Raw genomic sequence first — 17,581 nt, 5'->3', positions numbered from 1 at the left:
CTGTTTACTTTACTTTCCGCTGAATTCATCTTGGTGGCATCTAAATTGTGAGCGCATAACATTTATTTTTATCGCTGACTAAAACAAAAAGACACTCACAGAATATGAGGCTGATACCATGACGTCACTGCATAAGGTTCAACAACAAGTGAAACTGACTCTATCGCAGATTCTGTCTCGCAGGGATTGGGAAAACCCGCAAGTAACGCAGTATCATCGTCTCGAATCACACCCCCCATTTCACAGCTGGCGTGATATTAACTCAGCTCAAAACGACACCGCATCGCCACAACGCCGGTTGCTTAATGGACAATGGGCATTTAACTACTTTACTCAGCCCGAGTTAGTCCCCAATGATTGGGTTGAGCATGATTTACCTGAAGCAACATCGCTACCCGTGCCCGCTAACTGGCAACTCCATGGTTTCGATACGCCTATTTACACCAATGTGCAATATCCTATCCCTGTCGATCCTCCTCATGTCCCGCAGGAAAACCCAACTGGCTGCTATTCAACCCATTTTACTGTAGAACCTAACTGGCTATTATCAGGGCGAACCCGCATTATTTTTGATGGGGTAAATTCCGCGTTTTATCTATGGTGTAATGGTCAATGGGTAGGGTATTCGCAAGACAGTCGCTTACCTGCGGAATTCGATCTCACGCCATATTTACAAACAGGCGATAACCGCATTGCGGTATTGGTGTTGCGTTGGAGTGATGGCAGTTATTTGGAAGATCAGGATATGTGGCGGATGAGTGGTATTTTCCGTGATGTCAGTTTGCTGCACAAACCTGATATTCATTTGCGAGATATTCATATTACAACCCACCTATCTCCTGAATTCAGTTCGGCTAATTTAGAGGTGATGGCGGCGATTAATATCCCACCGCTTGATATTAATAACCCACAAGTCAACGAAGCTTACCAAGTTCGTGTTCAGCTTTACCTCGCAGAGACTTTGGTCGCAGATTTACAGCAGCCCCTGGGTACACAGGCGATTGATGAACGAGGCAATTATAAGGATCGTACCCACTTAAACCTTCGGGTATCGTCGCCATTATTATGGAGTGCAGAACAGCCCACACTGTATCGCGCTGTTGTTTCTCTGCTCAATAGTCAACAAGAGCTTATCGAGGCAGAAGCCTACGATGTTGGTTTTCGGCAAGTTGCAATTCATCAAGGGCAACTCAAGGTAAACGGCAAAGCAGTGCTGATTCGTGGGGTTAACCGTCATGAACATCACCCACAAACCGGTCAAGCCATTGATGAAGAAAGCATGTTGCAAGACATCATTCTGATGAAACAACATAATTTTAATGCTGTACGTTGCTCGCACTATCCCAATCATCCATTGTGGTATCGGTTGTGCGACCATTATGGACTGTATGTTGTTGATGAAGCCAATATAGAGACCCATGGAATGCAACCGATGGGGCGATTAGCCGATGACCCACAGTGGTTTTCTGCTTTCAGTGAGCGAGTCACTCGCATGGTTCAGCGTGACCGTAACCATCCTTGTATTATTATCTGGTCGTTAGGTAACGAATCAGGCCATGGTGCCACTCATGATGCCCTTTATCGTTGGATAAAAACCAATGACCCCACCCGACCAGTCCAATATGAAGGAGGGGGAGCCAATACCGCTGCAACCGATATTATTTGCCCAATGTATGCCCGAGTGGATGAAGACCAACCGTTTCCTGCCGTACCTAAATGGTCAATAAAAAAATGGATTGGCTTACCAGATGAATCTCGCCCATTGATTTTATGTGAATATGCCCACGCGATGGGAAATAGTTTTGGTGGTTTTGCCCGTTATTGGCAAGCATTCCGTCAGCATCCCCGTCTACAAGGGGGCTTTGTTTGGGATTGGGTAGACCAAAGCCTAATTCGTAATGATGAAAATAACCAATCTTATTGGGCTTATGGTGGAGACTTTGGTGATACCCCAAATGATCGCCAATTCTGCATGAATGGATTAGTTTTCCCGGACCGTAGCCCTCATCCAAGCTTGTATGAAGCACAATGTGCTCAGCAATTTTTCCAATTCTCATTACTGAGCACCACTCCGCTAATGATAAGCATAACCAGCGAATATCTGTTCAGAAACAGTGACAACGAACAGCTCTATTGGCGAATAGAGTCAGAGGGTGAATTAGTTCTGGAAGGAAATTTTGTGCTGAATTTATCCCCAGAGAATACACAACAGTACACTCTAGCTGAACAGTTACCGACCATCGATAAACCAGGAAATCTATGGTTAAACGTTGAAGTCAGGCAAATAAAAGAAACATCTTGGTCGCCAAATAATCATCGCTGTGCCTGGCATCAGTGGCCTTTACCGCAAGCGCTCCCTTTCACTCGCCATTCTTCAGCTAAAGTTGCTACACCAAGTAATCTCCAACTACAGCAAGATACACACCATATTATGGTGGTCCATCAGCAGCAGCGCTGGCAGTTCAGTCGGCAAACTGGGTTACTAGAACAGTGGTGGGTAGGCGAAAAGGCCATGTTACTGACCCCATTATGTGATCAATTTGTCCGCGCCCCTTTGGACAACGATATCGGTATCAGTGAGGCAACTTGTATTGATCCCAACGCCTGGGTTGAGCGCTGGATAAAAGCTGGAATGTATCAACTAGAGCAGCACTGTTTATCTCTGCAGGCCGACCAATTATCTCACTCAATACAGATTAGTGCAGAATATAGCTACAAATTTGATGATGAACAGCTATTACAATCACATTGGCTATACCACTTTGATCAGCATGGCCGAATGACTATTGATGTCCGGGTTCAAGTAGCCACATCACTCCCCTCGCTGGCAAGAATTGGTATGTGTTGCCAGTTATCCGATGTTGCTGAAAATGTTGACTGGCTAGGCTTAGGACCGCACGAGAACTATCCTGACCGCCAGCTCTCCGCACAATTCGGGCATTGGCAACAATCACTCAGCCAAATGCATACCCCCTATATATTCCCAAGTGAAAATGGTCTGCGTTGCAACACCCGTAACCTGAATTACGGAAATTGGCAATTAACTGGGTGGTTCCATTTTGGTATCAGCCGCTATAGCACGCAGCAGTTAATGACTACCAGCCATCAACATTTGCTTAAACCGGAGCCGGGCACTTGGCTAAATATTGATGGTTTTCATATGGGCGTGGGGGGCGATGATTCCTGGAGCCCTAGTGTCCATGTTGATAATTTACTGACTGATGAGGTTTATCAGTATCAAGTTAGTTGGCAGTACAAAGCCCAATAATCAGGTCGTATAAAATCCAGGCTTGTCATTTACATTCCTGGATTTTATAGCGACAGAACTTAATGACATGGGAACATTATTAATCCATATAACAAATTAACTATTTTACACCTCTTTAATCTCCACCATAAAAACCAAAAATAAATACAAACAACCATCATAGGTGGTAACGTAAAAAATAAATAGAAATTACATCATACTGATTACACTCATAAAACAACTTAGACACAAATGTAAAATTATGTATTATTACTATTGTAGCATATTGACATAATCAATTTATTTTACAAAATGACATAGTGCGCAATATATTATTCATATTGCACACGTCAGTTATTGTCGGCTCTATTATTACCACAGTTAACTGGCCTTAATATAACTATATGCCTGCTTTATATTCTTTTAAATTTCGGAGTTTATAAACATGTATTCTTGGAAGAATAAATTAAAGAAAATCAGACCACTAATTCTGCCTATCCTTATTAGCAATATAATATGCTCTGGATACGGCATGGCTGGAAGTTCTGATTTATTTTACACCTCTACCAAGATTGATCCACAGTCATTTAACCTCTCTGATGTCATTGCTACTGACGGTAACTATAGCGCCAACATTAGTGTTGACAACCCTAATCCAGCACTAGAGGTCTATATTGCTCAAGCGGAAACTGATGATGAAAATTATCACATCGGTGATTATTTCGTCAATATACACGGGAATAATATATTAAACCCTGAGGGGTATACTGCATTCTTTGGTTTGTCTGCCCAGAAAAATAATACAATCTCATTAAATAACTTCAGCTTTATAAATAGTCTGGTCGTTGGTGATGGCCACAATAATAGTACGGCACTGTTAGCCGCTAACGGTTCCAACATCACAATTAACGGGAAAGTTTATATTAACTCTCTGGTGGAAATGGATACCAGTGGGACAGGCACAGCAACCACGGCAAACAATGGTTTATATGCAAAAGACGAGGGTACAAGTATTACTGCCAATAGTGGCGATATTTATATCAACACTTACACTAAAAATTTCTTGGAATTATTAGAGCATAATAATACATATCCTGAAGGTGGTGCTAAAAGTGACGCAATTAGCGGTAAGTATGGAGGTCAGGTAACCGTCAACCAAACTGGTCAATATAGACTCAATGTACTGGGAAATATGGATCTTGGCGATGATGCCGCTGAAGGAGGTGGCGGTATTACCGCAGTGTTCAATGGTGCGGACTCCTATTGGCATGGTCATGAAGTGAACTTCTACGATACAACCTCTAATGCATGGATCGGAGCACTGGATGTGACTTTAATGAATAAAGCCCATTGGATACCCGATGAATTAAATGCTGAGATCAGTGCGCTAAACTTACAAAAAGACGGTGTAGTTAACTTACATGGTTTCAACCTACATACAAATAAAAGCCAGAATGAGAGCGTCAAAATTTATGACTTGAAAGGGAATAATGGTATTTTCCTGATTGATGTAAATACCAGTAAAACGGATGGTCAGTGTAAAAATGGCAGCGACTTTATTGAAGTTGTCAGCAGCAGCACAGGTGGCTCTCACTATATTGAAGCCTTGAATGCCAATAAATTTGCAGATTTAAGTGAAGACATTTGGGTTGCCGATGCCGCCAATAATATCACCTTTAAGCCTTACGAGCAGATCGATATTACCAACGAATATGTTTATGACTATAAACCTATTCTCCGCTCAGATATTAAACCCGGTGACCCAGCAAGCCAATATGGCACTAACTGGTACATAACCAAAATTGATAAACAACTGAGTGCTCCTAGTCACACGGTGATGGCTAATGCTAGCCTTAATTATGCCACAGCCACCGCTCGCCTTGAAATTGATAGCCTTAACAAGCGACTGGGTGAATTAAGAAATGACCAACAGGAATATGGACTTTGGTTGCGTTATAAAGGGGGTGAAATGAAAAGTAAGCATGGCAGCTACTTTAAAAACCAATACCACTTCTATCAGTTAGGTTATGACAACAAAGATGAAAATGAACATGGAATATGGACTAAAGGTATTGCCGCACATTATCTAGATGGAAAATCAGAATTTACTTACGGCTCTGGCGATAATAAAAGTTACGGCGGTACTATTTATGGTTCGTGGCAGCGGCATGAAAAACAAGACTATGTTGATTTGGTATTGAAGTATAGCCATCTGAAGAATCACTTTGATTACCAAAATACATTCGGTGCTGGCGGATATGGTGCTGGGAGTAACTGGTCTTGGAGCGCAAGTGCTGAATATGGTCGTGAATTCTCACTGGATAACGGTAACTTTATCGAACCTCAAGGACAGTTGGTTTACACCTATATCAATAAAGCCAACTACACCACCAGTAGTGGACTAGAAGTGAATCAAGATAATATTAATAGTGTGATTGGCCGTGCCGGAGTACGTGTAGGACACCGGTTCGAAGACAATAGCAATAATGATATTTATCTGAAAGCCGACTTGCTGCATGAATTTGCAGGTGATCGTAGTGTCACCGTGCTAGGCAAAGACACTACGCTAACGACAAAACAAGGTGGGGATGATAGCTGGATAACTTACGGTATTGGTACCAATATCCAGTTAACCAAAGAGAATAACTCACGTTTCTACCTCGATGTAGAAAAATCCGCCGGTGGGGATGTCAACACTAACTGGCAGGTGAATGCCGGTTTACGTTGGGAATGGTAAATCCTTAACTATTTAAACCGGGCAACTAAGCCCGGTTTTGTCTTTATAAGGGTGGAATAAATTCAGCAGCCACTTCCTGCGATTTCGGATTTATACCTATATCCTCTCAAGAGGAACCCTCCTAGTATCAAAGTGTTCTAACATCTCTTAGTCTTGATTGTCGCCATGCAGTAAGTCATACATGTACGACTCCTTTGCAAATTTATGCGCCCACCCTATCGGGCGTTTTTTTGTTTTCTACTCCTGCGATACCCTCAAGCTCTTATAATATCGTCATCACTTAAGCACATTCTCGCCATGAACTATTTTTATTGCGGGTCTAAGATAGTCATTCGGTTATTAGCATCGCTATTGACTTAGTATCTTCATGCGACAAGAGGAATATTATGACATCGTTAACGCATCTGCCGGTAAATATGGTCGCGATTGAAATCGCTCAAGCTGGCGGTCCAGAAGTTCTTACCCCAGTAAAAAGACCGACACCTATGCCCGCTGCGGGTGAAATATTGGTTAAGGTTTCAGCCGCTGGAGTTAACCGCCCTGATGTCATGCAGCGTCGCGGACAATATGCTCCACCGCCCGGAGCGTCAGATATTCCAGGGCTAGAAGTCGCAGGTGTAGTAGTGGCCCTTGCCGCCGATGTCAGCCGCTTTAAGATTGGAGATAAAGTCTGTGGGCTCATCGCGGGGGGTGGCTATGCCCAGTACTGTGTCATACATGAAACCAATGCTTTGCTTATTCCCGACAACCTGACAGAAATAGAAGCCGCAGCTCTGCCAGAAACATTCTTCACCGTGTGGGCCAATTTATTTCAGCGCGGCCATTTTACAGCCGGTGAAACGGTATTAATTCACGGAGGCTCTTCTGGTATAGGGACCACTGCCATTTTATTAAGTAAGGCATTCGGTGCAAAAACAGTTATTGTCACCGTAGGGTCCGAAGAGAAACGTCAGGCATGCCTGATGCTAGGTGCCGATATTGCCATTAATTATCATACCGAAGACTTTGTCGCTGAAACCAAGCGAGCCACTGCCGGGAAAGGTGCTGATGTCATTATTGATTTAATTGCTGGCGATTATGTCGCACGTAACTATGAAGCTGCAGCGATGAATGGTCGTATTGTTCAAATTGGTACGCAGCATGGTAATGCCAAAGATCTTAACTTGATGTTGATGCTGCTAAAACGTCTCACACATACAGGTTCTACCTTACGCTCACGCAGTGTGGTAGAAAAAGCACTCATCGCCAAAGAGCTGGAACAACAAGTTTGGCCCCTGTTGGGTGAGAACAAAATAAAGCCACAAATATTCCAGACGTTCCCATTGGAAGCCGCAGCCAAGGCCCATGCATTAATGGAAAGTAGTACGCATATTGGCAAAATTGTCCTGACCACTTAGCGCAGTTTTGGCCTATAATTACCTGTATTATGAAGATTCATCAGGTGAAGGTTGAAGTGATTGCTTTCACCTGATGAATAAATTATATAGTGATAATCTCCCTGCTTAGCTATAACAGTTTTGCAAACAAATTCATCGAATTGATATACCTTAAATTTAACTTTTCATGCTAACCTATAACAAACCATTATGGTTTAATTTTTACGCATTATTAAACACAAGGTTATAATTATGGACATAATTAAAAAAATATTAATCGATGACATCGCAAGAATAAATCAGAAAGAAAATAGAGATGGTCGGTTAAAATTTAACAGCGATTTTGTCTACAAACACCCCTACCTCTGTCTGGCGATGCTGATTTCATACTTTTTTGTATTAGTTTTGATGTACTTAACACCTTACTTTGGTACTGGCTATATGATTGCCTTTACTGTGTTCTTTATCTTGATGTCAGCAGTTCTGATGATGGAAATCAAACCAGTATTTAAGTTTGAAGATATTGGCATTCTTGATTTACGTGTTTGTTATAACGGTGAATGGTTCTTTAGTCGCGCATTATCAACTCAAGCAATTGATGAAATACTCAATAGTAAAAATATCAGTGATAACTTTAAGTTGCGGGTTAAAAATATAATTAGTAATAAAGGTGAAATAGACTTTTATGATGTCTATGATTTAGCCTATCTACAAAAAAAGTCGACACGAACCAATGAACAGAATGATACCGCTTCACTAGCCAGTACATCGGCGATCCGACATTAATGGTCGACCAACAACATACTCATACCCTACCACAGGTGAGGTGAGGTATGAGTTCATCTTTTAACCAAAATAGACGCTTTCAATCATTGATGATTAGCAGCTTTCATTGAGGCCATCGCCAATCTTTATCATCATTGACGATAATCGAAAACTGATCTTTTATTGAGCTGATAGATTCTTTTTGCTAGGTAAATATCGTTAATAAATCAAAATGATGCCTATAATAACGCTATTGTATCTAATGATAAGAGGCGACAGGCGTGGACAAAATTGATGAACAATTGATTGCAATTTTAGCAGAGAACGCACGGATATCCCTGAAAGACCTGTCTCAGCAAGTCAACCTCTCCTCCCCCAGCACATCCGAGCGTCTACGACGCCTTGAAGAACGTAATATCATCCGTAGTTATACCTTAGATTTAGACCAACGGGCCTTTGGCTATGGTTTACAAGCTATTGTACGTGTGAAGCCTTTGGCAGGAATGCTGAGAATCACTGAGGAGATGATGAAGGAAACGTTGGAATGTGTTGAATGTGATAAAGTTGCTGGTGACGACTGTTTTGTTAGCCGTTTATACATTCACTCTATGGATCAATTGGATACCATCATTGATCGCTGGTCAGAGCATGCAGAAATCCAGACTTCAATTGTAAAATCCTCCCCTATTATGCGACGGCTACCGCCGTTAGTGCAGATAACCAAGACAAACAAAATCTAAAATCTGTGCTATAGACCTCACATTACCTATAATAAAAAGTTATGATCCACAAAGTTAATATCTAGAAGCGGATAGTTGATGAACGATTATAATCAAAGTCATGCGTTAGATTCATCGATTCTTACGCTCCCCTACAGTAGTTGGGATCAAAGTAACACGGGAAGCACCAGCGCCATCGAAGCGCTGGAGCAAGGTAAAGTGCTATTTTTACCACATCTGGCCTTTGAGTTAAGTGAGCAGGAAAAACAACTGCTCGACCCTGCATTGGTTGATGTTAAACGCAAAAATATCAGCTTTAAACCACAAGAAGGCACACTTACCGGGGTTACTGATGCAAGTAAAGCGGCATTAACTCGCCAGTTACTTGAGCGTTACTACCAGAGTTGCCTCAGTCTGGTGAATCAATTATTGCCTGAATATACTACCGCCCTGCGCAACCCAACCAACAGTCTGCGTCTACATCCAGTAACCGCCTGGCGCGAGAAAACATCGTGGCGTAAAGATGATAGCCGCTTACATATTGACGCTTTTCCTTCGCGGCCAAATTATGGCGAGCGTATCATCCGAATTTTTACCAATATCAACCCTCATGGCGAACCGCGATCATGGCGAGTCGGTGAAGATTTTACACAACTTGCCAGCCGCTATTTGCCACAGCTCGATAGCTATTCTCCTATTAGCAGTTGGCTGCAACATAAGGTTGGTATTACCAAGCGCCGCCGCAGCCATTACGATCATTTGATGCTGCAGTTGCATGATAAGATGAAATCAGATTTGGATTATCAAAAGAATGGTCAACAACAAGCCATTGACTTCCCTTCGGGCAGCAGTTGGATCTGTTTTTCAGATCAACCCCCCCATGCGGCAATGGGTGGGCAATATATGTTGGAGCAGACCTTCCTACTGCCAGTGGACGGAATGAAGCACCCTCAGCAATCCCCGTTAAAAATACTGGAGTCATTGACCCAGAAAAAGCTGATATAACTTGTGGCTCACTAGAGCCACTGACAGCGATAAATCAGCTGATAAGGCGGATTTATCACAGCAATAGGCTACATTATATTTACGATAAATTAAGCATAAAAATGTGTTTATCCGACTTGATCACTGACGCGAAAATTAATATCATTCCCCCGCAATGTAAGCCAACCCAATAATAGTTTGACCTGAGGCAAAGAAATTGACCTCATCGAGCGTAGCCTATGTGTGGCAGTTATTTAGCTATTCATCTTTGTTTTGGCTATAGGTATATATCTTAGATAGTGGTTTGATATTAGGTGCGAATGCTGCACTCGATAGTTGTTAAACCTTATCGGATAACTATTGGAGGTTAATATGGTTAAAGTCTATGACAGAAACAGAAACCAAATTATCCCAGGCAAACGTGTCATGGTCGCGCAAACCGGGGAGATCGACGTAGCGAAGGCTATCCATGCAGAAGGTCTGGCACCTGTACAAGCTGAGCGTGAGCCAGTTGTTGAGTTACAGCAAACCGGTGAGCGCTATGTGCCTTTCGATTTAGTCAGGCTAGGCTAGTCATCTTCTCCACATAGAATATTGGTAGGCTAGAAACTCAATTTATTAGTATCGATACTTATTATACCGGAGCCACCCCCTATTTAGACGGTTGCTCCGGTCATTGTCATTTATATAACAACAGTGATTATCAAAAAACCATTTAATAGCAAAATGTAATTATGATAATGACAATATCAATTTACAATCAAGAATAACACACTTATCCGGCGGGTGTTATTAACCGCCGGATAAGTGTGGTTTAAATATGGCAAGCTGGCTCAATCACTTGAGCCACTTTCTGTTGGAAAGTGTCAAGCTGACAAAGTTTGTTATCACCGTTATTTTCACATCCATCTATTGCTACAGAAACAATACCGGCAGGATTATTTTTTAGATCTAATTTATCGGCATTTCTTAACTGATCCATGGTTTGATAAAACATTTTCACCGCCACATAGCGTTGATGGTTCTTAGGGTTCTGCCAAAGCTCAAATACTAATCCCCCTCCTGGCGGCGTATTATCCGGTTGTTGTGGCAGTTGCCAATTAGCCCCCAGCATACCTGCAATATTGGCGATGTTACTATCATGCCCACCGAGAAAAAGTACTTTAGTTTGTGGTGATAAGGGGAGTTTTTGCCCCTGTCCATCGCGGTGAAGCACTAACGCGGTGTCAATCTGCTGTAACAACGCAGTGCCTTTAGAGCGGGCGATATAGGGTGTTTTAGCCATCAAATCAAACTGCACATTGTGTAGTGATAATAGAGAAAACCAATTTTCAATCCCACTGAGCCGATGCCAGGCAACATCAGGCATAGCTTGTGAATTCTGTAGCAGGAAAACTTCACCTAATGTGGATGACAGTGCCAGTGGCCCATTTAATGAGACTTTAGTTCCTTCGTTATTCATCTCAATTTCATTGGTGGCAAAAGTGGCAAAATCACACGTTTTTCCGTTTTGCTGTAACGACTGACAATAAGGTGATGCGGCAAAATTTAGCACCTCGCTCATCTGAGCAAACGATTTGGCATAGCGCTGGCTCAATGTGCTTAATGGCCCCCCCAACCGCTCCTCAACTGCCTTACGGGTTTGTGCCAAGTCTAACTTGCAGATACCCGCCTCAACCGGGTGAAATAGTGGGTCAATTTTTTTCAAGTCAGCCTGATAATGTACTTTCAAACCGCAAGTCGGGGCGACGCCGTCGAGGAATGCCTGCCCGGTTAATCGGGTGCGTTGATCAATATCTGCTTGTGCATAAATCTCACCTTCTGCCGGGCACCCCGCAGGCAATAACCCCTGACTACGGAAGTAATCGCCATAGAATCCGCCCATCAACGTCACTAATTGCGCTCCTCTGGGAGTTAAATATCCTGCTTTTACAGGCCACTGCGGCCACTTGTCAGGTGTTACATCATTCATTAGCTGTGTTTGTTTTATCGGTGAACGAACACCATGGCGACTCAAAATAACCACGCGTTCCAAAGTGTAACCACCAGGTTGTGCGACAACCGGCGTAGCACTGATAGTAAAACTACTCAGTATCAAGGTTAGTGCGACTAACCGCAGACGATTTTTTGCTACTGTCATAATTTTATATCCTTATTAAAACTACGAATTTTTTTGCCCTACCGAGTATGGTCGATGATAACTCGCCTCACCATGTACTTAAGGAACTAACATGCATACCCATAATGGATGAAGGGCTAACATGAAAAAATTTTGTACTGAGACGCGCTAAACTTGATTCGCTTCTCATTGTTAGAACCGTAATTAACCGATTATGTAATTAACAACGTTTATACTTAAGGAGAAACCAGACAGACCTACTATCCTATCAATAGCGAGCGCCGTAGGGTTGATGGAAATAACCCATAATCCAATAGACAAATATTAAGGAGTCTGACATGCGGAAAGCAGGCGATATCGACAGAGTCATGTCGGCCAGACAACTTCCCAATAAAGCTGTAGCCCTGATTCTTGCAGGTGGCCGCGGCTCACGCCTTAAAGATCTAACGTCTGTCCGAGCAAAACCAGCAGTTCACTTCGGTGGCAAATACCGCATTATCGACTTCGCACTATCTAACTGCCTAAATTCAGGCATTCGTCGTATCGGTGTGATAACTCAGTATCAGTCCCACACTTTGGTACAACATATCCAGCATGGTTGGTCATTTCTCAGTGAAGAGATGAATGAGTTTGTTGATTTATTACCGGCGCAACAACGTCAAGGGCGAGAGCACTGGTATACCGGTACTGCAGATGCAGTTTTCCAGAATCTGGATATCATCCGCCGCTATCGTGCCGAATATGTCGTGATTTTAGCCGGGGACCACATTTATAAAATGGATTATTCGCGCATGCTGTTGGACCACGCAGAGAGTGGCGCAGCCTGCACCGTAGCTTGTATTGAAGTTCCTAAGGAAGAAGCGGCCGCTTTCGGCGTGATGGAAGTATCCGAAGACCTGCAAGTAAAAATGTTCTGGGAGAAACCCGAAGACCCACCGACACTACCGGGCAAGCCAGACCGTAGTCTAGCCAGTATGGGGATTTATGTGTTTAACGCCGAGTTCCTGTTTGGCCTACTTGAAAGCGATCATGCGGACGAAAGTAGTAGCCATGATTTCGGTAAAGATATTCTGCCGAAAATCACCGAGCAGGGCCATGTTTGGGCACATCCATTCTCTCTATCTTGTGTTTCCACCTCGCCAGATGCCCCGGATTATTGGCGCGATGTTGGAACACTGGATGCCTATTGGCAGGCTAACCTCGATCAGGCCGCCATCACACCTGAGCTCGATATGTATGACCCACATTGGCCGATACGTACCTATGCCGAGCCGCTACCACCGGCAAAATTTGTCCAAGACCGCTCTGGTAGTCATGGCATGACCATGAATACGTTGGTTTCCGGCGGTTGCTTTATCTCCGGTTCCGTGGTGGTTAACTCCGTATTGTTCTCCCGAGTTCGCATTAACTCATTCTGTAATATCGATTCTTGCGTATTGTTGCCTGACGTCAATGTCGGTCGCTCTTGTCGATTAAAACGCTGCGTAATTGATCGTGCCAGTACCATTCCTGAGGGGATGATTATTGGTGAAAATGCAGATGACGATGCTCGCCGTTTCTATCGTTCAGACAATGGCATTGTCCTTGTCACCCGAGAAATGCTGGCGAAGCTATAAAAGTGGAGATGGCCTGACATGGACAAGCCGAGAATAATTTATATAATCAGGCCAAACAAATGAAAGGGTTTGATTATGTCATTTACTGAATGGGTTATTCTGGGTGTCGTTATTGGCTGTGCCGTCGGTGCCTTACTGAAGATTTTTGCTAAGAAAAAAGACCGCTAGCCTTTTCAGTTCTCTGAATTAATCGTATAAGACGGCACTTAATGGTGCCGTCTCTTTTTTTGTGGTGGCGATGGATGTTGTCAACTATCAGAATGTATAGCGTAACCCGAGGCGAAAACGGTACTGCTCACGGTTGTATTCATTCCAACGATCAAGCCATTGCAACTCAAAATAAGGCATCCAGTGAGTATCAATTTTATAACTGAATTTGTTGGTGACTTCCCAATGAGAGCTTTTGCCATTTTTGCCGTGGAAATCATTGACCCGGACAAAATAGTGAGGTTCAAGAGTATATGATAGGGCATCTGTCAGCTTGAAATTCCAATAAGTCGCAAATTCATGCGTATCATTATGGGCATAATCACCATTAAGATCTTTTGATTCATAATTATTGTGGTTATACCGATAGCGGGCAGTTAAATTAAAAATGGGTAAGAATTTATAATTAAAATCTATATATCCAGAACCACCCGATCCCGCACTGCTAGAATTAATCAGTCCACCGGGAGAAATAGTAAATTTATCACTAGGTTTAAATAGCGGATACCAGCCCTCCAGCTCATTATAACTGTGTTTTAACTGATCCAGCTTTCCTGCATTATAAGCATTGGTTAACATTAATCCGGAGCCATTATCAAAGTTATACCCGCCGCGCAGGATGACTTCATGCTGTTCAGATGCCGTATTGTATGCTTCCCGGGTTTCAAGGTAAGCTCTGCCGGCAAATGCGCTGGCAGAGCATACTAATGAGGTAATCAAGACAATTGAATTATATTTATTCATGACAAATCCCTATTGAGAACAATAAATGAAGGTTTTTTATTTTTCTTACATCATGAAAATTGACAAGTAATTGTCATGGCTACGCCTCTGCCATAAATATATGGCAGAGAAATAACACAATCGAAATAACAGCATGTCAGTCTTTAATGGAGAAACTGTCTTACTCTGCTGTGGCCATTTTACGCAAATTCAATTCAGCAATGATTTTAACAAACCGTTGCTCATTGAGTTTATAAAACAGCCCCATGGTTATGGCAGCAATTAATGCCAAAGTACAAGGGTAGATAAAAATCAGTTGGCGTAGTCCCTCCAGTACCGATTCAGATTGTGCCACGTTCGGAATATACCCAATCTGAGTTAACATAATACCCGGTAGAAATCCGGCCAACGCGGCTGAAATCTTTCGCGAGAATGTATATCCGGTATATACCGACCCTTCGGCGCGAATACCGGTTTTCCATTCCCCGTAATCTACGGTGTCGGAGACTAATGCCCAATTCAGGCTATTGACAAAGGCGGTGCCAAAGAAAGCCATACAGGAGAAGGCCACGAATGTTACTGAGCTGGAACCCCAGACGTAATTCAGCACATCTCCCAAAACCCATAGCATTAAACCACCGAGGTAAACCGTTTTCTTACCCAAATGCTTCACTGCCGTCGGGACCAACAGCACGCCAATCAAAATACATCCCATACTGAAGAAGCCCATATAGGACAGTAAATGGATATCCTGCAGTACATATTGCGTATAATAAACTTGAATGGCCAGTTTGATATTAAATGCCGCCAGCGTACACAGATTGGCAATACAGAGTACCAATAGTGGTGGATTCTTAAATATGGCGCAGAATGATTTAAAAATACCAGGTTTATGGTGTACCGATACCGGTTCAACATAACGTTCTTTGACGCCGGAATAGCACCACCACATACAAACTAAACCGAAAGTGACAAATATTATCGCTGCGACCAAATAACCGACTTCAGGTGAGGAAGTAAAAAGTAGTTGGATCGGCATAAAAGCTACGGTACACAATAATAACCCGACCGTTGCCCCACCTTGACGCCAGGCGGCCAGATGGGCGCGCTCATTCGGGTTTTTCGTCATGGCCGGAACCATTGCCCCGTAAGAGCAATTCATCAAGCTGTAGAATAAACCAAATAGCATAAACAATACTGTCGCCAGTACAGTTTTGATATTCAGACTAAAACCGGTGTTGAGAAAATTTGCCACCGCGAGTAATGCCACCGGCAGTGAAGCATATAAAATAAACGGTCGAAATTTGCCTTTGGCACCAATATGACGGCGCGAATCTAACAGTACGCCGGTAAACATATCGGTAAAAGCGGTGAAGAACTTCGCTATCAAGAAGATGACGCCACCATAAATAGCCGGAATCCCCAGAATATCAGTATAGAATTTCAGTAAATACAGGGTCCCAATGCACAACATCAGGTTGGAGCCAAAATCGCCCATTCCGTAAGCTATTTTCTCCCGCAACGGCAACCTGAGTGTTACGGCGTCCTGGTAAGTTGAATTCGACATCTGACAGGTCCTTTTTATTTTTTTAACCCGCTTACCTCCGGTGGACTATCTCGTATACCAGAGCCTGCCATAAGCGGGTTGTAGGGTTTTGGTGGTGTTAATTCATTTGATTACTATCGGCAACACTAAACTGCCGGGCTGACATCGCATTTGCGTGCCTCCAGTTCAGTCACAATCTTGATGTAGTTCTTCTCGGTCAGATGGTAGAACAGCCCCATGGTCAGAGCGGTCAGAATAGCCAACCCACAAGGATACAAGAAGATAAGCTGGCTTAAGCCCTCCAGCGTCCTTTCTCCTTGAACCACGTTAGGCACATAACCGATATAAGCCAGCATGACACCGGGGAAGAAACCAGCCAGCCCTTGGGAAATCTTGCGAAAGAAAGTAAAACCGGTATATACCGTCCCCTCTGAGCGCACACCGGTTTTCCACTCGCCATACTCCACGGTGTCTGAAACCAGAGCCCAGTTCAGGCTGTTAACAAATGCCGTACCGAAGAAGGCCAGACAAGAGAACAAGACAAACAACGTCGAGGTGTTGCCCCACATGTAGTTCATCGCATCGCCCAGAATCCACAGGCTCAACCCACCCAAATAGACGTTTTTCTTACCAAAGCGCTTCACGACTGTTGGCACTAACAGGACTCCCAGCAAAATACAGCCCATGCTGAAGAACCCCATGTAGGACAGCAACGTCACATCATTAAGCACGTATTGAGTGTAATAAATCTGAATTGCCAGTTTGATATTAAAGCCTGCCAAGGTGCACAGATTGGCAATACAGAGAACAAACAAGGGCTTATTGCCGGTAATCGCTTTAAAAGATTGCAATAATCCCGGTTTGGCCGCCCCCGGTTTGGGTAACTCAACATAGCGCTCTTTCACACCGGAGTAGCACCACCACATACATAACATGCCCACAAAGGCAAAGATGGCAGCAGCCACCAGGTAGCCGGTTTGCGCCCGCCCTTCAAATAACGACAAAATCGGTACAAACCCCACCGTACACAGCAATAACCCCACAGTCGCCCCGCCTTGACGCCAGGCAGCAAGTTGAGCGCGCTCTTGCGGGTTTTTGGTCATCGCGGGCACCATTGCACCGTAAGAGCAGTTCATCATGCTGAAAAACAAGCCAAAACTCATAAAGATCAGTGTGGCTGTAATCGTCTTGCCCGTAACGCTAAATGGTGTGCCAATAAAGTTAGCCACCACCAGAAGAGCCACCGGCATAGAGGCATACAAAATAAATGGGCGGAACTTACCTTTTGGCCCGATATTGCGGCGATTATCAAGCATCACGCCAGTCCCAATATCAGTAAATGCGGTGAAAAAGCGGGAAATAAGGAAAATTAGCCCACCCCAAGCGGCGGGGATTTCCAGTACGTCGGTATAAAATTTCAGTAAATATAATGTACCCACGCACAGCAGCAGGTTGGACCCCACATCACCAATTCCGTAGGAGAATTTCTCGCGCAGCGGAAGTATCAGTTTGACCGGGTCTTGATGTATTTCACTCATGGTG

General features: G+C 43.5%; 12 protein-coding genes. 8 read left to right on the top strand and 4 right to left on the bottom strand.

From position 1 onward, the window contains the following. Window positions 1-118: 118 nt before the first annotated feature. From DJ58_RS00940 to ydfZ, 7 genes are all read left to right on the top strand, one after another. On the top strand, window positions 119-3,268 hold the full coding sequence (locus tag DJ58_RS00940; RefSeq protein ID WP_004708104.1) for a beta-galactosidase: 3,150 nt from the start codon (window positions 119-121) through the stop codon (window positions 3,266-3,268). A 424-nt stretch (window positions 3,269-3,692) separates the two neighbouring features. Beyond that, window positions 3,693-5,984: an autotransporter family protein gene (locus DJ58_RS00945; protein ID WP_032910765.1), complete on the top strand. Its 2,292-nt coding sequence runs from the start codon at window positions 3,693-3,695 to the stop codon at window positions 5,982-5,984. Window positions 5,985-6,370: 386 nt separating this feature from the next. Beyond that, complete coding sequence (locus DJ58_RS00950) at window positions 6,371-7,381, top strand: NAD(P)H-quinone oxidoreductase (protein ID WP_004708100.1); 1,011 nt, start codon at window positions 6,371-6,373, stop codon at window positions 7,379-7,381. A 231-nt stretch (window positions 7,382-7,612) separates the two neighbouring features. Continuing rightward, window positions 7,613-8,146 carry a YlaC family protein gene (locus DJ58_RS00955; RefSeq protein WP_004708098.1) on the top strand — a complete coding sequence of 178 codons (534 nt, stop codon included), beginning with the start codon at window positions 7,613-7,615 and terminating at the stop codon, window positions 8,144-8,146. 260 nt (window positions 8,147-8,406) lie between these two features. Then, entirely contained in the window at window positions 8,407-8,865 is a 459-nt protein-coding gene (locus DJ58_RS00960) for an Lrp/AsnC family transcriptional regulator (protein ID WP_004708096.1), read from the top strand. A 78-nt stretch (window positions 8,866-8,943) separates the two neighbouring features. Next, the gene (kdoO, locus tag DJ58_RS00965) at window positions 8,944-9,849 is read left to right on the top strand and encodes a Kdo hydroxylase KdoO (protein WP_004708095.1); all 906 of its coding nucleotides are present in this window, start codon (window positions 8,944-8,946) and stop codon (window positions 9,847-9,849) included. A 351-nt stretch (window positions 9,850-10,200) separates the two neighbouring features. Next, window positions 10,201-10,401: a putative selenium delivery protein YdfZ gene (ydfZ, locus tag DJ58_RS00970; RefSeq protein WP_032910764.1), complete on the top strand. Its 201-nt coding sequence runs from the start codon at window positions 10,201-10,203 to the stop codon at window positions 10,399-10,401. Window positions 10,402-10,642: 241 nt separating this feature from the next. Here the strand turns inward: ydfZ and DJ58_RS00975 are convergent, their stop codons facing one another. Next, window positions 10,643-11,968 (bottom strand): AppA family phytase/histidine-type acid phosphatase, encoded by a 1,326-nt coding sequence (locus tag DJ58_RS00975; RefSeq protein WP_004708091.1) that lies wholly within the window; start codon window positions 11,966-11,968, stop codon window positions 10,643-10,645. Window positions 11,969-12,285: 317 nt separating this feature from the next. Here DJ58_RS00975 and glgC point away from each other — a divergent pair, with 317 nt between their 5' ends. After that, a complete protein-coding gene (gene glgC / locus DJ58_RS00980; protein ID WP_004708089.1) occupies window positions 12,286-13,563 on the top strand; it encodes a glucose-1-phosphate adenylyltransferase in 1,278 nt (425 codons plus the stop codon). 255 nt (window positions 13,564-13,818) lie between these two features. Here the strand turns inward: glgC and ompL are convergent, their stop codons facing one another. The 3 genes from ompL to DJ58_RS00995 form a co-directional block, all read right to left on the bottom strand. After that, entirely contained in the window at window positions 13,819-14,514 is a 696-nt protein-coding gene (ompL, locus tag DJ58_RS00985) for a porin OmpL (protein WP_004708086.1), read from the bottom strand. A 160-nt stretch (window positions 14,515-14,674) separates the two neighbouring features. Continuing rightward, window positions 14,675-16,060, bottom strand: a complete 1,386-nt coding sequence (locus DJ58_RS00990; RefSeq protein ID WP_032910763.1) for an MFS transporter — start codon at window positions 16,058-16,060, stop codon at window positions 14,675-14,677. A gap of 125 nt (window positions 16,061-16,185) precedes the next feature. After that, the gene (locus DJ58_RS00995) at window positions 16,186-17,577 is read right to left on the bottom strand and encodes an MFS transporter (protein WP_004708083.1); all 1,392 of its coding nucleotides are present in this window, start codon (window positions 17,575-17,577) and stop codon (window positions 16,186-16,188) included. Window positions 17,578-17,581 lie beyond the last annotated feature (4 nt).

Origin of the sequence: Yersinia frederiksenii ATCC 33641, from assembly GCF_000754805.1 — a bacterium.
Classification (GTDB): Bacteria; Pseudomonadota; Gammaproteobacteria; order Enterobacterales; family Enterobacteriaceae; genus Yersinia; species Yersinia frederiksenii.
Note: the sequence above shows the minus strand (reverse complement) of the source record. Positions and strands in the feature narration are given on the sequence as shown.